At 66.5% G+C, this 19,465-nt stretch carries 19 protein-coding genes; 13 read left to right on the top strand and 6 right to left on the bottom strand.

What is annotated here, in order from left to right; all coding sequences use genetic code 11:
* Nucleotides 1-61 precede the first annotated feature (61 nt).
* The 3 genes from RR42_RS37765 to glpK form a co-directional block, all read right to left on the bottom strand.
* Complete coding sequence (locus RR42_RS37765) at nt 62-454, bottom strand: MliC family protein (RefSeq protein ID WP_052494624.1); 393 nt, start codon at nt 452-454, stop codon at nt 62-64.
* Complete coding sequence (locus tag RR42_RS13815; RefSeq protein WP_043347742.1) at nt 451-2,055, bottom strand: glycerol-3-phosphate dehydrogenase/oxidase; 1,605 nt, start codon at nt 2,053-2,055, stop codon at nt 451-453. Before RR42_RS13815 ends, RR42_RS37765 begins: the two co-directional genes overlap by 4 nt.
* Nucleotides 2,056-2,173: 118 nt before the next feature.
* Nucleotides 2,174-3,736 (bottom strand): glycerol kinase GlpK, encoded by a 1,563-nt coding sequence (glpK, locus tag RR42_RS13810; protein ID WP_043347741.1) that lies wholly within the window; start codon nt 3,734-3,736, stop codon nt 2,174-2,176.
* Nucleotides 3,737-3,826: 90 nt separating this feature from the next.
* Between glpK and RR42_RS13805 the strand changes: the two genes are divergently transcribed.
* Together RR42_RS13805 and purU are read left to right on the top strand one after the other, a co-directional pair.
* Nucleotides 3,827-4,693: an NUDIX hydrolase gene (locus RR42_RS13805; protein WP_043347739.1), complete on the top strand. Its 867-nt coding sequence runs from the start codon at nt 3,827-3,829 to the stop codon at nt 4,691-4,693.
* Nucleotides 4,694-4,722: 29 nt separating this feature from the next.
* A complete protein-coding gene (gene purU, locus RR42_RS13800) occupies nt 4,723-5,589 on the top strand; it encodes a formyltetrahydrofolate deformylase (protein WP_043347737.1) in 867 nt (288 codons plus the stop codon).
* Nucleotides 5,590-5,704: 115 nt separating this feature from the next.
* Here the strand turns inward: purU and RR42_RS13795 are convergent, their stop codons facing one another.
* Nucleotides 5,705-6,472: a DeoR/GlpR family DNA-binding transcription regulator gene (locus RR42_RS13795; protein WP_043347735.1), complete on the bottom strand. Its 768-nt coding sequence runs from the start codon at nt 6,470-6,472 to the stop codon at nt 5,705-5,707.
* A 156-nt stretch (nt 6,473-6,628) separates the two neighbouring features.
* Between RR42_RS13795 and RR42_RS13790 the strand changes: the two genes are divergently transcribed.
* From RR42_RS13790 to RR42_RS13755, 8 genes are all read left to right on the top strand, one after another.
* Nucleotides 6,629-7,729 (top strand): ABC transporter ATP-binding protein, encoded by a 1,101-nt coding sequence (locus RR42_RS13790; protein ID WP_043347733.1) that lies wholly within the window; start codon nt 6,629-6,631, stop codon nt 7,727-7,729.
* Between the two features lies 1 nt (nt 7,730).
* Nucleotides 7,731-8,837: an ABC transporter ATP-binding protein gene (locus RR42_RS13785; protein WP_043347731.1), complete on the top strand. Its 1,107-nt coding sequence runs from the start codon at nt 7,731-7,733 to the stop codon at nt 8,835-8,837.
* Nucleotides 8,834-9,727, top strand: a complete 894-nt coding sequence (locus RR42_RS13780) for a carbohydrate ABC transporter permease (protein WP_043347729.1) — start codon at nt 8,834-8,836, stop codon at nt 9,725-9,727. Before RR42_RS13785 ends, RR42_RS13780 begins: the two co-directional genes overlap by 4 nt.
* On the top strand, nt 9,720-10,553 hold the full coding sequence (locus RR42_RS13775) for a carbohydrate ABC transporter permease (protein ID WP_043347727.1): 834 nt from the start codon (nt 9,720-9,722) through the stop codon (nt 10,551-10,553). Before RR42_RS13780 ends, RR42_RS13775 begins: the two co-directional genes overlap by 8 nt.
* 12 nt (nt 10,554-10,565) lie before the next feature.
* Nucleotides 10,566-10,874: a DUF2160 domain-containing protein gene (locus RR42_RS13770; RefSeq protein ID WP_043347723.1), complete on the top strand. Its 309-nt coding sequence runs from the start codon at nt 10,566-10,568 to the stop codon at nt 10,872-10,874.
* A 147-nt stretch (nt 10,875-11,021) separates the two neighbouring features.
* Nucleotides 11,022-12,752: an ABC transporter substrate-binding protein gene (locus RR42_RS13765; RefSeq protein WP_043352086.1), complete on the top strand. Its 1,731-nt coding sequence runs from the start codon at nt 11,022-11,024 to the stop codon at nt 12,750-12,752.
* Nucleotides 12,753-13,086: 334 nt separating this feature from the next.
* Entirely contained in the window at nt 13,087-13,563 is a 477-nt protein-coding gene (locus tag RR42_RS13760; protein WP_043352085.1) for a hypothetical protein, read from the top strand.
* A gap of 136 nt (nt 13,564-13,699) precedes the next feature.
* Nucleotides 13,700-14,302: a TetR/AcrR family transcriptional regulator gene (locus tag RR42_RS13755; RefSeq protein WP_052494803.1), complete on the top strand. Its 603-nt coding sequence runs from the start codon at nt 13,700-13,702 to the stop codon at nt 14,300-14,302.
* On the opposite strand, the gene RR42_RS13750 is transcribed toward RR42_RS13755, so the two are convergent.
* Nucleotides 14,283-15,677 carry an APC family permease gene (locus RR42_RS13750; RefSeq protein ID WP_043347719.1) on the bottom strand — a complete coding sequence of 465 codons (1,395 nt, stop codon included), beginning with the start codon at nt 15,675-15,677 and terminating at the stop codon, nt 14,283-14,285. The genes RR42_RS13755 and RR42_RS13750 overlap by 20 nt on opposite strands.
* A gap of 128 nt (nt 15,678-15,805) precedes the next feature.
* Nucleotides 15,806-16,678 (bottom strand): LysR family transcriptional regulator, encoded by an 873-nt coding sequence (locus tag RR42_RS13745; RefSeq protein ID WP_043347715.1) that lies wholly within the window; start codon nt 16,676-16,678, stop codon nt 15,806-15,808.
* Between the two features lie 139 nt (nt 16,679-16,817).
* Here RR42_RS13745 and RR42_RS13740 point away from each other — a divergent pair, with 139 nt between their 5' ends.
* The 3 genes from RR42_RS13740 to RR42_RS13730 all read left to right on the top strand — a co-directional run bounded on the left by RR42_RS13740 (nt 16,818) and on the right by RR42_RS13730 (nt 19,441).
* The gene (locus RR42_RS13740; protein WP_043352082.1) at nt 16,818-17,423 is read left to right on the top strand and encodes a cysteine hydrolase family protein; all 606 of its coding nucleotides are present in this window, start codon (nt 16,818-16,820) and stop codon (nt 17,421-17,423) included.
* 152 nt (nt 17,424-17,575) lie between these two features.
* Nucleotides 17,576-18,574, top strand: coding sequence for a lipopolysaccharide heptosyltransferase I (gene waaC, locus RR42_RS13735; RefSeq protein WP_043347711.1), 999 nt, complete (start codon nt 17,576-17,578; stop codon nt 18,572-18,574).
* A gap of 252 nt (nt 18,575-18,826) precedes the next feature.
* Complete coding sequence (locus RR42_RS13730; RefSeq protein WP_043347708.1) at nt 18,827-19,441, top strand: TetR/AcrR family transcriptional regulator; 615 nt, start codon at nt 18,827-18,829, stop codon at nt 19,439-19,441.
* The last annotated feature ends 24 nt before the right edge of the window (nt 19,442-19,465 follow it).

Raw genomic sequence — 19,465 nt, 5'->3', positions numbered from 1 at the left:
AAGCACCAAAATGTTCTGGCGATGACCCGCCTGGACGCCGCCTGGGCGCTGCTCCGAAGCCCTATTTCGCCGCGTGGCAGTTGGCGTAGGCCGGCGGGGCGCTCTCGCCCCTGGTCAGATCCTGCAGCATGCCTTCGTCGCCCTTGGTGATCCACAGATAGGCGCCATGCGCATAGCGGGCGCCCGAGCCGGCCAGCACGCTGGCAAAGAGCAGCGGCTTGCCATCCAGCCGCAGGATGGCGATCTGGTTGTCGGTGCTGTTGAAATAGCGCGCTGTGACCTGCTTGCCGTCGTCGCACTGGTAGCGCACGGTACGGGGCGGGTCGAAGCGCATGCCGTCGATGCCGGGCCTGGCCATGGCGGGGGCAACGGCCAGGCCGACGGCGGCGGCGATGGCGCAGGCAGTGAAGCGATGCGCGGCCGGGTGGCATCGCTGTTGCCGATTGCCGCTCACGCCAGCATATAGCCGCTTGCTAGCTCGCGGAAGCTGGCTACCTCGGCCGCTTGCCAGGCGGCGTCGTGCCCGTGCTCCTCGGCCAGGATCTCGGCCACCCGCGGCGCTGCCGCGCTCGCGGCGCTGGCTTCCAGGAACAGGGCGCGATTGCGTCGCGCCAGCACGTCCTCGACTCGCCGAGCCAGTTCGAAGCGAGCGGCAAAGCGCACATGGGCGGCGGTCAGCCCGGCGCCGGGCACCAGCATTTCGTCGTTGCCGGGCAGCGTGTGCAGCATGCCGGCCTCGTTGCCGTAGTAACGGTCCGGCGAGCCGCTGCCGGGCGCGGGCAGGTTAGCGGGCAAGCCTTGCGCGCCGTGCAGCGGCAGATCCGCCGTCACGCAGGGCGCGGCCGGCAGCATCTGGCGCTGGATGGCCGTGCCCACCACGTCCTCGGCCATCTTGCGGTAGGTGGTCCACTTGCCGCCGGTGACGGTGATCAGGCCGGCCTTGGATACCAGGATGGTGTGCTCGCGCGAGAGCGAGGCGGTGGAGGCTTCGCCGGTGGCCTTGACCAGCGGGCGCAGGCCGGCCCAGACGCTGGTCACATCGGCGCGGGTTGGCGCGCGCGACAGGTAGCGCGTGGCGGTCTCCAGGATGAAATCGACATCGTCGGCACCGGCGCGCGGCTCCAGCGGCAGGTCCTTGCGTGGGGTGTCGGTGGTGCCGATGATGGTGTGGCCGTTCCAGGGTACGACGAAGAGCACACGGCCGTCATCGGTCTTGGGGATCAGGATGGCACGGTCGCCGGGCAGGAAGCTGCGCGGCAAGGTCAGGTGCACGCCCTGGCTGGGGGCCACCATGCTGCGGGCCTGGCCGTCTTCCATCTGGCGCACGGCATCGACCCACACGCCGGTGGCGTTGATCACGCAGGACGCCTTCAGGTCGAAGCTGGCGTCGCCCAGCACGTCCTGCACGGTAACGCCGTCGATTACCCCGTTGCGCTGCGACAGCCCGCTCACGCGCAGGTAGTTGATGGCCGTGCCGCCTACGTCGAACAGCGTGCGCATCAGCGCGATGGCCAGGCGGGCATCGTCGAACTGCCCGTCGAAATACAGGTTGCCGCCGCGCAGGGGCCGCCCGCCCACGTGCTCGGCCAGGGTCGGCGCCGCCGCCAGGGTTTCGCGGTGGTTGAGCCAGCGGCTGCCGGACAGGTTGAGGCCGCCGGCCAGCATGTCGTATAGCTTCAGGCCGATGCCGTAGAAGGGCTGGTCGAACAACTGGTAGGCCGGCACCACGAAGCCGAGCGGCCACACCAGGTGCGGCGCGTTGCGGGCTAGCAGGCCACGCTCATGCAGCGCCTCGCGCACCAGGCTGATATTGCCCTGCGCGAGGTAGCGCACGCCGCCGTGAACCAGCTTGGTGGCCTTGCTGGAGGTGCCCTTGGCGAAGTCGGCGGCTTCCACCAGCAGCGTGCGGTAGCCGCGCGAGGCGGCGTCCACCGCCGTGCCCAGGCCGGTGGCGCCGCCGCCGATGACGATGACATCCCACTTCGGCTCGCGCTCGAGGGTGGCGAGCAGGGTGGCGCGCTCGGGCGGCAGGATGGGGGTGTGCAGTGTCTGCATGATTCCTTGTTTGGTGCGAATGCGTGTCGCGGTGTTGCTCGTATGTACTTGCGTACTTGCGTACTTGCGTACTTGTGTACTTGTCTTGTGTGGCTCGTGCGCTGCGCTCAGCCCGCGCTCAGTTCGCCGAGTGCGGTGGCGCGCCATCTTCCCGCGCCCAGTCGCGTGCGCGCTCTACCGCGCGATGCCAGCGCCAGAGCCGGTACGCGCGCGCGTCGGCGCTAAGGTTGGGCTCGAAGCGATGCTCCATCTGCCACTGGCTGGCGATCTCGTCCTCGCCGCTCCAGTAGCCGGTGGCCAGTCCCGCCAGGTAGGCCGCGCCAAGCGCGGTGGTCTCGGTCACGCGCGGGCGAACCACGGCCGTGCCAAGCAGGTCGGCCTGCATCTGCATCAGCAGGTCGCTGCGCGATGCGCCACCGTCCACGCGCAGTTCGGCCAGCGAGATGCCGGCATCCTTCTGCATGGCGTCCAGCACGTCCACGCTCTGCAGCGCGATCGACTCCAGCGCGGCGCGTGCAATGTGCGCTCGTCCGGTGCCGCGGGTCAGGCCGACCAGCGTGCCGCGCGCGAACGGGTCCCAGTGCGGTGCGCCGAGGCCGGCAAAGGCCGGCACCAGCACCACGCCTTCGGTGTCGTCGCACTGGCGCGCCAGCGGCTCCACCTCGGGCGCACTGTTGATGATCTGCAGCCCGTCGCGCAGCCACTGGATGGTGGCGCCACCCATGAACACGCCGCCTTCCAGGCAATACTGCGTGCGGCTGGCGGGCGGCGTGGTGCCGCCCAGTTGCCAGCCGATGGTGGTGAGCAGGCGATTGTGCGAAGTGACCGGCTGCGAGCCCGTGTTCATCAGCAGGAAGCAGCCCGTGCCGTAGGTATTCTTGGCCATGCCCGGGGACAGGCAGGCCTGGCCGTAGGTGGCGGCCTGCTGGTCCCCGGCGATGCCGGCAATGGGGATTTCCGCGCCAAACAGCCGCAGCGCCGTGCGCGCCACCTCGCCGCTGGAGGGCACCACCTCGGGCAACAAGCTGCGCGGGATGTCCAGCAGGTCGAGCAGGTCATCATCCCACTGGAAGGCGTGGATGTTGAACAGCATCGTGCGCGACGCGTTGGAGACATCGGTAACATGGCGCTTGCCGTCCGTCAGCTGCCAGATCAGCCAGCTGTCGACCGTGCCGAACGCCAGCTCGCCACGCGCCGCGCGTTCGCGCGCGCCTTCGGTGTTGTCGAGCATCCAGCGCAGCTTGGTGCCGGAGAAGTAGGCGTCGATGATCAGTCCGGTCTTGTCGCGGAACAGCTCGCCGTGGCCGTCGGCCTGCAGCGCCTCGCACATCGGCGCGGTGCGGCGATCCTGCCAGACCAGCGCGCGGCCGATGGGCTCGCCGGTCTGGCGGTCCCACAGCACGGTGGTCTCGCGCTGGTTGGTGATGCCGATGGCGCTCACCTGGCTGGCCGCGACGCCGGCGTCGTTCAGCACCTCGTGCGCCACCGCCAGCTGCGACTGCCAGATCTCGTAGGGATCGTGCTCGACGTGGCCGGGGTGCGGGTAATATTGGCGGAATTCGCGCTGCGCGACCCGCGCCACGTTGCCGGCGTGATCGAACAGGATCGCGCGCGAGCTGCTGGTGCCCTGGTCGAGCGCCAGCACGAATTGCGGCAGGCCCGAAGGCTGGGTTTGCTTCATGCGTCTTGTCCTGGTTTGACTGCTATTGCCACTACATTAACCATTGCTTTGACCATTGCAGGCGTGCCTTGCCGGCCGCCGGGATCCTTCATGTCCGATACCTTGCCCGATAGCGCCAGCCAGAACCCCGTCGTGTCCCGCGTTGCCGCCTCGCTGGCGGCGCGCAGCCGTTTCGATGCCGGCGCGCATTTGCGGCTGACCGTGGCAGGCCGCCAGGTGGGCTGGCTGCCGCGCGCGCATGCGCAGATCCTGCGCGCGCAGGATACGGTGCCGGGCGTGCTGGGCGAGCCGCGCGATGGCAGCGTGGCGCTGCTGCCGGATTGCGGCGATGCTTGCGCGCGCAGCGCGGCGCTGAAGGTGCTGGCGCACTGGCTGGCGGATGCGGGCCATGTGCGCGGCTGGCGCGACGAACTGTTCGCCGTTACGCCGGCACTCGCGGCGCCGGCGTTCGCGGTGATCGAGCGCGCAGCCGCGCGCTTTCTCGGGCTGCTGACCTTTGCCTCGCACATGAACGGCGTCATTGCCGGCGCGCGTGCGCTGTGGATTTCACGGCGCAGCGCCGCCAAGGCGGTCGACCCCGGCATGTGGGACAACCTGGTGGCTGGCGGCATGCCGCACGGCAGTGATCCGCTTGCCACGCTGGTGCGCGAGTGCGACGAGGAGTCAGGCATTGCGCCCGTGCTGGCGCAGCGCGCCGAGGCGCATGGCGTGATCGAAGTGCTGCGTGAAATCCCCGAGGGCGTGCAGTGGGAGGCCGTGTACGTGTACGACCTGTTGCTGCCGCCGGATTTCGTGCCGCATAACCGCGACGGCGAGGTGGCCGAGCACCGCCGTATCGAGCCGGAGGCATTGCTTGCTATCATGGCGGATGGCGCCATGACGGTCGACGCGACCCTGGTGACGCTGGATGCGCTCAATCGCCGTGGCTGGAGCGCCCCTGGCATCCCCCGCCCTTGATCGGCGCGCACTAGACAAAACCACACACGATGAGCAATACCGGATTCATTCTCACCATTTCCTGCCCGGACCAGCCGGGCATCGTCCATGCCGTCTCGGGCCTGCTGTTCCAGCACGGCTGCAATATCGTCGATTCCGACCAGTACGGCGATGAGTTCACCGGCCGCTTCTTCATGCGGGTGCATTTCACCCCGGCCGCCGGTGGCCCGGACCTGGCCACGCTGAAGACCGCGTTCGCGCCGATCGGCGATCAGTTCGCCATGCAGTGGGACCTGTTCGATGCCAGCGTCAAGCCGCGCGTGATGATCATGGTGTCGAAGATCGGCCATTGCCTGAACGATCTGCTGTTCCGCGCCAAGGCCAGCGGCCTGCCGGTGGAGATCGCCGCCATCGTGTCGAACCACCGCGATTTCTACCAGCTTGCCGCGTCGTACGATATCCCGTTCTTCCATCTGCCGATGATGAACGCCTCGGCTGAGCAGAAGGCCGCGCAAGAAAACAAGGTGTTCGAGATCGTGCGCGAGCAGAACATCGACCTGGTGGTGCTGGCGCGCTACATGCAGGTGCTGTCCGACGACCTGTGCCGCAAGCTGGCCGGCCGCGCCATCAATATCCATCACTCGTTCCTGCCCAGCTTCAAGGGCGCCAAGCCTTACTATCAGGCGCACGACCGTGGCGTGAAGCTGATCGGCGCGACCGCCCACTACGTGACCGCGGCGCTGGACGAAGGACCGATCATCGAGCAGGAAATCGAGCGCGTGGACCACAGCATGGATCCCGAGCAGCTCACCGCGGTGGGGCGTGACGTGGAGTGCGTGGCGCTGGCGCGTGCCGTCAAATGGCATGCCGAGCACCGCATCCTGCTCAACGGCCACAAGACCGTCGTCTTCAAGTAAGACTTCGGGCGAGCTCCCAAGCAAGTCCTCAAGCAAACCCTTCACCAGGTGCCCGGCGCCCGTCGCGCCGGCGCCGCCTCGCCCGCGGGGGAGCCGGCGCCGTGGCTGGCCGCCCTCAGGCCTGCGCGACCACACAGCGCACTCCGCTTTCTTCCAGCATGCTCTCGAATGGCGGCTTCAACGGCTCATCGGTGAAGAGCCGGTCGATCTCCGAGACGTGCGCCAGTTCCACCATGGCCTGCCGGTTGAACTTGCTGGCGTCCGCCGCCAGCCAGACTTCGCGCGAATGCTCGATGATGGTCCGCGCCACCTTCACTTCGCGGAAATCGTAATCGCGCAGCGTGCCATCGGCCTCGATGCCCGAGATGCCGATCAGGCCGATATCCACCTTGAACTGGCTGATGAACTCCACCGTGGCCTCGCCCACGATGCCGCGGTCGCGCGAGCGCAGCACGCCGCCGGCGACGATCACTTCGCAATCGGGGTTGTCGGCCAGGATGCTCGCCACGTTCAGGTTGTTGGTGATCACGCGCAGGCCGCGGTGATGCATGAGCTCGCGCGCGATTTCCTCGACCGTGGTGCCGATGTTCAGGATCAGCGAGCAACCCTCGGGCACGGCGCTGGCCACCGCGCGCGCAATGCGGGCCTTGCCTTCGGCATTGAGCCCCTGGCGCTGCCGATAGGCGATGTTCTCCACCGTGGAGCCCTCCACCCGCACGCCACCGTGAAAGCGCGCCAGCATGCCGGCTTCAGCCAGCAGGTTGACGTCCCGGCGCACGGTTTGCAGGGTCACCCCGAACTTGCGGGCAAGTTCGTCGATGGAAGCGAAGCCCTGGCTGCGAACCTCTTCCAGCAGGGCGGTCTGGCGTGGATTTAGCGTCATGCCGGCATTCTAGTTCAAACACAAACGAAAACAAATGATGCGGTGCATGATTGTTTTATTTTCGTTTTTGCTCTAAAACGAGCGGGAAGCAAGGATTTGTGCGTTTGCATCATTGCAATAAATGTGATGTGTGTGGCATTCGGAATCGGAGACTCGATGCAGCTCAGATTGGAAGGCATCGCCCAGCAAGCAGGCTCGCAGGCGTATCTATATCCCATGTCGCTGACGCCCGTGCCGGGCGCGGTGACCATCCTGCTAGGTGCCACCCAGGCCGGCAAGACTTCGCTGATGCGGGTCATGGCGGGGCTGGACCGGCCCAGTGCCGGGCGTGTCGAGGTGGACGGCATCGACGTGACCGGCATGCCGGTGCGCGAGCGCAACGTCTCGATGGTCTACCAGCAGTTCATCAACTACCCGTCGATGACCGTCTTCGACAATATTGCTTCGCCGCTCAAACTGCGGCGTTCCAGGGATATCGATGGACAAGTGAGGGCGCTGGCCACCCGCCTGCATATCGAGCACCTGCTCGAGCGCTTTCCCGCCGAGCTCTCCGGCGGGCAGCAGCAGCGCGTGGCGCTGGCACGCGCGCTGGCCAAGGGCGCGCCACTGATGCTGCTCGACGAGCCGCTGGTCAACCTCGACTACAAGCTGCGCGAAGAGCTGCGCGAGGAACTGACCCAGCTTTTCGCGCATGGCAATGCCACCGTGATCTATGCCACCACGGAGCCGGCCGAAGCGCTGTTGCTGGGCGGCTATACCGCGGTGCTGGATGCCGGCGAGCTGTTGCAGTACGGGCCCACGCCAGAGGTCTTCCACTATCCCGCCTCGCTGCGCGTGGCGCGTGCTTTCAGCGATCCCCCCATGAACCTGATGGCCGGTAACCTGCTGGCCGGCGCGGTCACGCTGCCCGGCGGCGTCGTCGTTCCCTTGCCCGGGGCAGTGGAACAAGGCGGCACGGTAACGGTCGGGGTGCGGGCCGGTGCGCTGCGCCTGGACGCCGTGCCCGGCTCGGTGCCGGTGGCGGGCCGGGTGGCGCTGGCCGAGCTGTCCGGGTCGGACACCTTCGTGCACATGGATTCCCCGGTCGGCAACCTGGTGGCGCAGTTTCCGGGGGTGGTCGACCTGGAACTGGGCGCGCCGCTCACGCTGCACCTCGATCCCGCGCAGCTCTACCTGTTCGACGCCGACGGCATGCGCATTCATGCGCCCAGCCGGCCGTTGAAGGTCGCCCCCGCCACTGCCGAGCTGGGAGCCTGAGATGACACGCATCGACCTCGACCTGTCCCATTCGTACCGGCCCGATCCGCAAGCGGATGAGGACTACGCGCTGCTGCCGCTGAAGTTCACGTTCAATGACGGCGGCGCTTACGCCTTGCTCGGGCCTTCCGGCTGCGGCAAGACCACCTTGCTCAATTGCATTTCCGGCTTGCAGCGGCCATCGCATGGCACGGTCTCCTTCGACGGCCGCGACGTGACCGCAGCCACGCCGCAGGCGCGCAACATCGCCCAGGTGTTCCAGTTCCCGGTGATCTACGACACCATGACGGTGGGCGAAAACCTGGCCTTCCCGCTGCGCAACCGCGGCGTGCCCGCGGCCCAGGTGAAGGAGCGCGTGGGCCGCGTGGCCGAGATGCTGGACCTGTCCGCATCGCTGGACCGGCGCGCCAGCGGCCTGGCGGCCGACGCCAAGCAGAAGATCTCGCTCGGGCGGGGCCTGGTGCGCCAGGACGTATCGGCCATCCTGTTCGACGAGCCGCTGACCGTGATCGATCCGCACCTGAAATGGCAGTTGCGCCGCAAGCTCAAGGAGATTCACCACGAGTTCCGGCTGACGCTGATCTACGTCACGCATGACCAGACCGAGGCACTTACCTTTGCCGACCAAGTGGTGGTGATGTCGCGCGGCAGGGCGGTGCAGGTGGGGCCGGCCGATGCGCTGTTCGAGCGCCCGGCGCATACCTTCGTTGGCAACTTCATCGGCTCACCGGGCATGAACTTCCTGACAGGGGCATGGCACGATGGCGCCATCGAAATCGCCGGGCGGCGATATATGCCGGAATTCGCGCCCACCGTCGCCGCGGCCTTGCAGGCGGCCGGCAGCTTCAAGGTCGGCGTGCGCCCCGAGTACCTGCGCCTGGCCGCGAGCACCGATCCGCAGGCCGTGCCCGCACGCGTGGAGCGCGCGCAGGACATTGGCACCTACTGGCTCATCACTGCCACCGTGCGGGATGCCAGTGGCCACGCTGCCACCGTGCGCGGCCGGCTCGGCAACGAGGGCGCGGCGCTGCGGGCGGGCGAGACCGCGTGGCTATCCGTGTTCAACCGTCATACCTGTTACTACGTCAATGAGGAGCTGGTGGCATGAGCACGCTGAAGCCCGTCAACCAGAAGGCCTGGCTGCTGGTCATCCCGGTGGTCCTGTGTGTGGCGTTCTCCGCCATCCTGCCGCTGATGACCATTGTCAATTACTCCGTGCAGGACATCATCTCGCCCGAGCGGCGCGTGTTCGTCGGCACCGAATGGTTCCGCACGGTGCTGCGCGACGGCGAGCTGCACGACGCGCTGCTGCGTCAGCTCGGCTTTTCACTGGCGGTGCTGGCGGTGGAGATCCCGCTGGGCATCCTGCTGGCGCTGTCGATGCCGGCCAAGGGGGTGAAGGCGTCGGCGGTGCTGGTGGTGATCGCGCTGTCGCTGCTGATTCCATGGAACGTCGTGGGCACGATCTGGCAGATCTTCGGGCGCACCGACATCGGCTTGCTGGGCGCGGCGCTTGCCGGCATGGGCTTTGCCTACAACTACACCGGCAGCGCGGTGGACGCCTGGTTCACGGTGCTGGTGATGGACGTGTGGCACTGGACGCCGCTGGTGGCGCTGCTGTGCTACGCCGGCTTGCGCGCGATTCCCGATGCGTACTACCAGGCCGCGCAGATCGACGGTGCCTCGCGCCTGGCGGTGTTCCGCTACATCCAGCTGCCCAAGCTGCGTGGCGTGCTGATGATCGCGGTGCTGCTGCGCTTCATGGACAGCTTCATGATCTACACCGAGCCCTTCGTGCTGACCGGCGGCGGGCCTGGCAACGCGACCACGTTCCTGTCGCAATACCTCACGCAGAAGGCCGTGGGCCAGTTCGACCTGGGTCCGGCCGCGGCATTCTCGATCGTCTACTTCCTGATCATCCTGCTCATGTGTTTCATTCTCTACAACTGGATGCAGCGCGCGGGCACCGCCGGCAGCGAGGACATGCCCAATGCGTGAAGCCAAACGTGAAGCCAAGCAAAGCGCCACTTACTGGCGTGCAGTCTTCCTGGTGGTGTACCTGGTCTTCGCCATCCTGCCGATCTACTGGATGCTGAACATGTCGTTCAAGTCCAACGAGGAGATCGTTTCCACGCTGTCGCTGTGGCCAAACGATTTCACGCTGGAGCACTACAAGACCATTTTCACCGATCCGTCCTGGTACTCGGGCTACATCAACTCGATGATCTACGTGGCGATGAACACGGTGATCTCGATCACAGTGGCGCTGCCCGCGGCCTATGCTTTCTCGCGCTACCGGTTCATCGGCGACAAGCACGTCTTCTTCTGGCTGCTGACCAATCGCATGACGCCGCCGGCGGTGTTCCTGCTGCCATTCTTCCAGCTCTACACGACCATCGGCCTGATGGACACGCACCTTGGCGTGGCGCTGGCGCACCTGGTGTTCAACGTGCCGCTGGCGGTGTGGATCCTGGAGGGCTTCATGTCCGGCGTGCCGCGCGAAATCGACGAGACGGCGTATGTGGATGGTTACTCCTTTGGGCGCTTCTTCATCACCATCTTCCTGCCGCTGATCAAGGCCGGCGTGGGCGTGGCCGCTTTCTTCTGCTTCATGTTCAGCTGGGTGGAGCTGCTGCTGGCGCGCACGCTGACCTCGGTCAACGCCAAGCCGATCGTTGCCACCATGACGCGCACGGTGTCGGCCTCCGGCATGGATTGGGGCGTGCTGGCCGCGGCCGGCGTGCTCACCATCGTGCCCGGCGGCATCGTGATCTGGTTTGTGCGGCACTACATCGCGAAGGGCTTCGCGATGGGCCGCGTGTAAGGAGAGGATGCCATGTTCAGCTGGATGGTATGGACCACCCCGGTGGCCGTGTTCTTCATCAGCGTCGCGGTGATGCTGGTTGGCATGACGATGTGGGAGACGCGAGCCCCTACCATGGAGCGCAAGGGCTTCCTGCCCATCGCCACCACCCGCGGCGACCGCCTGTTCATCGGCCTGATGTGCGCCGCTTGGATCAACCTCGCGTGGGTGGGCCTGGGCGAGAAGATGATGGCGTGGTTCTCGCTGGCGGAGGAGCCTTCGATCTGGATCAGCCTGGTGCTGTCCATGCTTGCGCTGGGCCTGGTGATGCGCAAAGGCTGAGCGGCATGCGGATCGCGCACCTGAGCCGACAAGAATAAAGCGACGGATTTTTCGTCAATGGGCATGGCGGCCTGCACCTTCCCCGGGCCGCGACCCAGACAAAGAGCAGGGAGGGGGATTCTCGAGGAGACGTCAATGAAGGTGCACGTGAAATTGGGCATGACGGCGCTGGCCTGCGCAGCGGCGCTCGCTTGCGGCCACGCCGCTTGGGCAGGCGAGGCCGAGGCCAAGAAGTGGGTCGACAGCGAGTTCCAGCCGTCGTCGCTCGCCAAGGACAAGCAGCTTGCTGAAATGAAGTGGTTCATGGATGCTGCCGCCAAGCTCAAGGCCAAGGGCGTGACGCAGATCAGCGTGGTGTCCGAGACCCTCACCACCCACGAATACGAATCCAAGACGCTGGCCAAGGCGTTCGAGGAGATTACCGGCATCAAGGTCAACCACGACATCATCCAGGAAGGCGACGTGGTGGAGAAACTGCAGACCTCGATGCAGTCGGGCAAGTCGATCTATGACGGCTGGATCTCCGACTCCGACCTGATCGGCACGCACTACCGCTATGGCGCCATCCTGCCGCTGTCCGACTACATGAGCGGCGCCGGCAAGGAGTGGACCAATCCCGGGCTGGACGTGAAGGACTTCATTGGCACCAAGTTCACCACCGCGCCGGACGGCAAGCTCTACCAGCTGCCCGACCAGCAGTTCGCCAACCTGTACTGGTTCCGTGCCGACTGGTTCGCGCGCAAGGACCTGCAGGACAAGTTCAAGGCCAAGTACGGCTATGACCTGGGCGTGCCCACCAACTGGTCGGCCTACGAAGACATCGCCAACTTCTTCTCCAACGACGTCAAGGAGCTCGACGGCAAGAAAGTCTACGGCCATATGGACTACGGCAAGAAGGACCCGTCGCTCGGCTGGCGCTTTACCGATGCCTGGCTGTCGATGGCCGGTGCCGCCGACAAGGGCCTGCCCAACGGCATGCCGGTCGACGAATGGGGCATCCGCGTTGGCGCCGACAAGTGCACGCCGGAGGGCGCGTCGGTTGCGCGCGGCGGTGCCGCCAACAGCCCGGCCGCGGTCTATGCGCTCACCAAGTACATTGACTGGATGAAGAAATACGCACCGCCGCAGGCCATGGGCATGACCTTCTCGGAAGCCGGTCCGGTCCCGGCGCAAGGGCAGATCGCGCAGCAGGTGTTCTGGTACACCGCCTTTACTGCTGACATGACCAAGAAGGGCTTGCCGGTGGTCAATGCCGACGGCAGTCCCAAGTGGCGCATGGCGCCGTCGCCTTATGGCCCGTATTGGAAGCAGGGCATGCAGAATGGCTACCAGGACGTTGGCTCCTGGACCTTCTTCAAGAACACCGATCCCAATCGCCTCGCGGCGGCCTGGCTCTATGCGCAGTTCGTGACGTCCAAGACGGTATCGCTGAAGAAGTCGCTCACCGGCCTGACCTTTATCCGCGACAGCGACATCCATCATGAGTACCTTACCAAGAACGCGGCCCAGTACGGCGGCCTGATCGAGTTCTATCGCAGCCCGGCGCGGGTGGCGTGGACGCCCACCGGCACCAACGTGCCCGACTACCCCAAGCTGGCCCAGCTTTGGTGGAAGAACGTGGCGACCGCTGTAACCGGCGAGAAGACGCCGCAGGCCGCGATGGACAACCTGGCCGAGGAAATGGACCAGGTGATGGGGCGGCTGCAACGCGCCGGCATGACGAACTGCGCGCCCAAGCTCAACCCTAAGGGCGATCCCGCCAAGTGGCTGTCCGACGACCACGCGCCCTGGAAGAAGCTGGCCAACGAGAAGCCGAAGGGCGAGACCATCGCCTATGACAAGTTGTTGCAGGCGTGGAAGGAAGGGAAGGTGCGGTAAGCGTCATCCTTGATGGCGTAGCGGACGGTGGCCTCGTGCCACCGTTTTTTCTTCCGGGGTTTGTGATGCGTTATCGACAAAAGCGATCTCCCCAAAAATCCCTTGACTATCTATCTACCAGTAGATAATATTCAGCACATGGAAGCCGCTGCTCCGCCCCAGCAAGAAAGCTGAAGCAGGAAAGAGGATCCAGCGCAGCACCCGGGGACTCCCCGTTTTTTTTGGCTAGCTTATCTATCTACTGGTAGATAACGGCGAGAAAAGCAAAGGGTTCCAAAGCGTACCGATTCGATTCCGCCCAAGCGCGGATCCTCAAATGCAAATGGAGAACATCATGACCTCGAACCTCTTCGCCAAGACCCTGATCACCGCCGCCGCCCTTGCCGCCGCGTTCGTTGCCGGTACCGCCCAGGCTTCGGGCCCGAAGGACAGCACGTTCTCGGGTGACAAGTACGGCTACGTGTTCCGCACCACCACGCCCGACGCCTTTACCGACGGCGCGCGCAGCGGCAAGTTCGACCCGTTCACCGAAGGGGCTCGCGTTGGCAAGGCCGACCCGTACACGGACGGTGCCCGCATCGTAGCCGGCCTGGACCGCACTGGTGTGTCGGCTAGCCCGGCCCGCAGCGTTGACGCTTATACCGACGGCGCCCGCAGCGGCAAGTTCGACCCGTACACCGATGGCGCACGTATCGTCGCTGGCCTGGATCGCACCGGTGTGTCGGGCAGCCCGGCTCGCAGCGTGGATGCCTATACCGACGGTGCACGTACCGGCAAGTTCGACGTGTTCACGGAAGGCGCCAACGCCTGAGCTACGCGCGACGCCTGAACACGCTGTGAATCAATCGGTCATCCAATGAATGCGGTGATACATGCAAAGAGCCGGTAACACCGGCTCTTTGCCATTGCCGGCGCCTCGAGGGTCCGCCGAAGGGTGGATGCATGCCATGACGACTCCGTCCGTACGCGATCAACTGCTGGAGCACACCCTGATGCTGGTGCGGCAGCGGGGTTTCAATGGATTCAGTTATCGGGACCTTGCCGAGCGGGTAGGGGTCAAGACCTCCAGCATCCACTATCACTTTCCCTCCAAGGAGGACCTGGTGCAGGCGGCGGTGACGGAGTACAGCGCCCGCAACGCGCAGCGCGTGCGCGACATCGACACCAGCCTGCCGGTGGACGCGCAGGCTCGCGCTTACCTCGCGCCCTGGCTGGCCACTGCGGGTGGCGACGCCATCTGCCTGGTGGGCATGCTGTCCACGGATGCCGTGTTCCTGCCGGAAGCTGTGCATCGCATCCTCAAGGACTTCTACCGCCTGCACGAGACCTGGCTCACGCGCCTGCTGGAAACCGCGCAGGCCGTGCGGCAAAAGGCCTTGCCGATTCCGCCGCAGGCGCTGGCGCAAGCCGTGTTTGGCGCGCTGCAAAGCGGGCTGGTGGTTGCGCGGCTGTTCGGCGCGCCGCAGCGTATCGAGGCGGCGGCGGACCTGTTGACGGCATCGGTATCCGCCTGGGCGGCCCCGGGGCGTGTCACGGGCCCGGGGCCCTGAGCGCTGCGCGCGCGGCGAGCCGCCGGCGCCGGTTGAACCAGAGCGGTGCCGCGCCAACCGCGATGCCGCCCAGGGCCACCACGCGCGTGGCCAGGTCGAAGCTGGGGATGCTGTACAGCCCGATGAACCACAGGAACGCTGCGCTGCAAGCCGGCCAAAGCACTAGCAGCAACAGCCTGGCGGGTGCGCGGGCGCTACCGCGCCGGCAGTGCCAGGCACAGGCGAAGCCGGCCAGCCCGTAATAGAACGCCACCTGGAAGCCGATGGCATTGACCGAGTCCTGGATGATCTGGCCCACGCTGTTGAAGCATGCCGACAGCGCAAGCAGCAGCAAGCCGAACGAGGCGATCACCGCGGTGGCCACCCACGGCGTGCGCCAGGTGCGGTGCAGCTCGGCATAGCGCGGATGCAGCAGGCCATCGCGGCCTTTAGCGTAGAGCGTGCGGGTGAATTGCAGGATCGAGGTCTCCAGCGTGCCCACGGTGCTGAGCATGACGGCCAGCACGGCCAGGTAGTCCCACGGGCGCGGGAACAGCCGCGCGGCGAGCGCAAACACCACGTTGGTGCCGGCTCGGCGGATTTCCTGGTCGCTCAGCACGGCCTGGCTGGCGATGACGAAGGCCATGAACAGTGCCAGCACGATGACCATCGCCATCAAGGCGCCGCGCCCGGGCGCACGCGCCGGATCGCGCGTTTCTTCGGTCAGGTTAGCCGTCACGTCCCAGCCCCAGAAGAAGAACAACGCCACCAGCGCTCCATTGGCAAACAGTTGCGGGGTAAAGCCAAATGGCGACAGCATGGCCAGCGAGGGCGGGTGGGCAAGCGGCAGTGGCGCGCGCAGCAGGGCAGCGAGCACGATCGCGCCCAGCACCCCGACCTCGACCAGCGTCATCGCCACCTGGGTGTAGCTGGTCAGCTTGACCCCCTTGACCACGACCACGCTTACCGCCAGCAGCCAGCCTGCGGCGACCAGGGTCACCACGGGCGGGCGCTCCGCCAGCGCCGGATCGAGCAGGAGCAGGGTGGCGGTGGCGGCCGGAATGGTGCCGGATACCATGAATACCGCCGACGCCACCAACAGCGTCCAGCCCGCGAAAAAACCGAGCACCGGATGGAAGATCTCGCAGACCCAGGTGTAGCAGGCGCCCGCGCTGGGCTGCAGCCGGTTCAGTTGCTGGTAGGACAGCGTCACGCCGAACATGATCAGGCCACAATACAGCAGGCTGGCCGGCGCCAGGCTCCCCACCATCGCGACCAGCGTGGCGGTGGTGGCCGCCAGGCTGAAGGCGGGCGCCGTACCCGCTACGCCCATGACGACGGATTCGCCCAGCCCGAGTGCGCCTGCGTCCAGCGTTGCCGGTGAATTCCGATCCATGGCGAAGCTCCCCGTGCCATCGGTGGCCAGTGGCGGCCTGCCGACAGCACCGTGCGCGAGCCCGTGGGGGCGGGCATGCTTGAGGCAACTATACTGCCTGCCCCCGCGTTTTCAACTGCTTGCGTGGCTCACGGGCATTGCCGCAGTGCCCCGGCCAGCCAGTCGATCACGGGCCGGAACCGGGAAGCGCCGCGAAATTCCCGTGGATATGCCAGCCAGATTTCCCGCACCACCTCCGGGACCTCGCGCACCAGCGTGAGCCGGGCATCGTCCCGCGCCAGGTAGTGCGGTAGCAGGCCGATGCCCAAGCCGTTGCGGATGGCCTCGCGCACTGCCAGCAGGTTGTTCGACTGGAACCCCGTGCGTGCCGCCAGCGTGCGCGTCCATTCGGATTCCGGCAGCGCCAGGCCTTCGTCCAGCAGGCCACATAATGGCGCGCCGTCGAGATCCTGCTCGCGCCACGGGCCGGCGTTGTCGGGCCGTACCGGCGCATACAGGCCAAAGCCCATGCTGCCCGCGCGCTGCGCGATGGCATCGCTTTCCTGCGGCCGCGCCAGCCGCACCGCGATGTGGGCGCGGCGCCGCGCCAGGCTGGCGATGCGGTTGTCCGTTTCCAGCCTGACCTCGAGTTGCGGGTGCGCGCGATAGAGCCCGAACATGCGTGGTGTCAGGAAGTGGCTGCCGAGCGCGGCGGTGCAGGCGATGCTGACCACGCCGGAGACGCCGCTGCCGGCGTCCTCCACTTCGCGCAGCAAGCGCTGCGCCGAACTCTCCATCTGCTGCGCCGCGGCCAGTGCCGAGCGGCCGGCCGCCGAGAGCGCGAACGCGCCATCGGTGCGTGTTGCCACGGGCTTGCCGAGCGCTGTCTCAAGCCGCCGGATGCGGCGGATCGCTGTCGCGTGCGTGACCTCAAGCTCGCGGGCGCAGGCCGAGTAGTTGCCGGTGCGGATCAGCGTGGACAGGGTGAGCAGGTCATCCCAGTGGAGTGAGCGTTTTTGCACAATGGATGTGAGCCGGTTGAGAATTGGCGAACAGCATAGCGCGGCTTATCATCGCTTGCATGGTAGTCGCCCTCGTCGTGCCTACCCGTTCATCCCCACGCAGTTTCCATCACGTGATGCATAAGCAAAAGGAGCCATGATGACCACACCCTTTACCCTGCTCGACCTCGCCGGCGCCAGCCGTCTTCCTTCGGCGTGGGAGGCCGCCACGCTGGTGCTGATCGACCACCAGCGCGAGTATGTCGACGGCAAGCTCCCGCTGGTGGGCATGCCCGCTGCCACCGCGGCCTGCGGCGAACTCCTGGCGCTGGCGCGCCGCCATGGCAGCCCGGTGGTGCACGTGGTGCATCACGGGCGGGCCGGCAGCGGCGGCGCCTTCGATCCCGAGGGCCCATATGCGACCATCATCCAGGGCCTGGAGCCGCTTGGCGGCGAGCACACCGTGGTCAAGGGCCTGCCCAACAGCTTTGCCGGCACAACGCTGGCGGCCATGCTGGACAAGCTAGGGCGCAAGGAGCTGATCGTGGCGGGCTTCCAGACGCATATGTGCATCAGCGCCACGGTGCGCTCAGCGCTCGATCATGGCTATCGCAGCACGGTGGTGGCATCGGCCTGCGCCACGCGCGACCTGCCTGACCCGCTGGGCGGGGCGCCGCTCTCGGCAGCGGAAATCCACCGTCACTCGCTGGCGGCGCTGCATGACCGCTTTGCCACCGTGGTGGCTGGCCCTGGCGCCTGGGCCTGAGTTGGCTGGAAAGGGGTGCCGGGCGGATCCCGTGCGGGGCCGCGCGGGGCCGTCGCACGGCTTGCAAATTGGTGCGCCGCCCATGGGGCTGGTGCATACTACGGCCTCGCTGCCAGCCAGCGAGATCCGTCCGCAACCGATTTTCCATTTCCATGAAACGCATTCTCCTCATCAAGATCACCTCTTTGGGCGATATGGTGCACACACTGCCGTTGGTGTCCGACCTGCGGCGCGCCTATCCCGAGGCAAAGATCGACTGGGTGGCCGATGCGTCGTGTGCCGATATTCCGCGCTGGGCAGTGGGCGTGGATCGCGTGATCGCGCCGCCGCTGCGCGGCTTCAAGAAATCCCGCAGCTGGGCCGACCTGCGTGCCATCATCGGCGCGCTGTGGGCCCTGCGCCGCGAGAAGTACGATGTGGTGGTGGATGTGCACGGCGTGTACAAGAGCGCCATCGTGGCCTGGCTGGCGCGCTCCAGCCGGCGCCTGGGTTACGCCGCCGAGTACCTTGGCGAGGCGCGCGCCGTGTTTGCCTACACGCAGATCTTCGGGCCGCATGGCGACGCTACCGCGCGTCACAAGATGCGCATGGTGGTGGCCAACGGGCTTGGCTATGCGCTGGATCCCGTTGAGCATTACGCGCTGCGCGTGCCCGCGCCCGCGGCACCGCTCAATGCCGATGGCGTGCCACGCGCGATGCTGTTCCACGCGACCTCCGTCGAGGCCAAGAAATGGCCTGCGCAGCGCTGGATCTCGGTCGGCAAGACGCTCACCGAGCGTGGCTACAAGATCCAGTTGCCCTGGGGCTCGCCCGCGGAGCGCGAGCAATCCGAAGCCCTGGCGGCGGAGATCCCCGGTGCCGAGGTCCTGCCGCGCATGACCATTACCGAATGCGCGCAACGCGTGGATGCCGCCGCGCTCGTGGTTGGCACCGATACCGGCTTCGTGCATCTGGCGGATGCGCTGGGCAAGCCGTCGGTGATGTTGTTCACGGTCACCGACAGCCAGCACTTCGGCATTAACACGCCCGGGCAGTCCGTCTCCGTTGGCGCGCGTGGCGTGGTGCCGGAGATTGCGGACGTGCTCGCCGCGATCGGCCAGGTCACGGGCGGCCAGTCCAGGCCGCAACGGGTGGCCGCCAGCCAGGGCTGATTGCCGCCCGCCCCGCCGCAACGGCGGGGCGTTCTGTCCACTTGCGCGGCACCGGCAGTTCCCGGCGCCCGCGCCGCTCCCCTTGTTCATCACGGAATGCAGGCCGTCCATCTGGGCGGCCGCCTGCGTTGCCCACGCTTGCCCGCATTTTTGTCTTGCGTTCTATATCGACTGATATACAATGCGTTCTGTATCGTGTGATACAGAATATATCCACCCCAACCGACCCAAGTCAGGCAAGCCGGAGCCACCATGGCGCGACCACGTGAATTTGATGAGAAGCAGGTGCTGGAGGCAGCGGGAGACGCATTCTGGGCGAATGGCTTCGAGGCCACCTCCACGCGCGATCTCGTGAAGTGCACGGGCTTGACGCAGCCCAGCCTGTACAACGCATTTGGCGACAAGCGCGGGTTGTTCCTGCGCGCGCTGGAGCACTACCTCGACCGTACCCTGCGCGAGCGCATCGGCCGGCTGGAAACTTCGCAATCGCCCGCGCATGCCATTGCGGCGTTCTTTGGCGAGATCGTCGAGCGCTCGGTCGCGGACGTGCAGCGCCGCGGCTGCATGCTGGTCAATGCGGCGGTGGAGTCCACGCCCGGCGACGAAGCCTGCCGGAGCGGCATCGCCAATGAACTCGCCCAGATCCAGGATTTTTTCCAGCGCTGCATGGTAGCGGGGCAGGCGAGCGGCGAGATTCCCGCGGCCGTGCCGGCGGCGGATGCAGCTGCGCATCTGCTGGCGGTGCTGCTCGGCGTGCGCGTGCTGGCCCGGGTCAGGCCGGAACGGGCGTTGCTGACGGCGGCCGTTGCGCCGGTGCTTAGCCTGCTGGGCCTGCCGCCGCTGCCCGCCGGACCGCGTACGGCATGAGCCTGCATGAGCTTGCATGAGCAT

The sequence above is a fragment of the Cupriavidus basilensis genome, assembly GCF_000832305.1.
GTDB classification, from domain to species: domain Bacteria; phylum Pseudomonadota; class Gammaproteobacteria; order Burkholderiales; family Burkholderiaceae; genus Cupriavidus; species Cupriavidus basilensis_F.
This window is presented reverse-complemented; position numbering and strand designations above follow the sequence as displayed.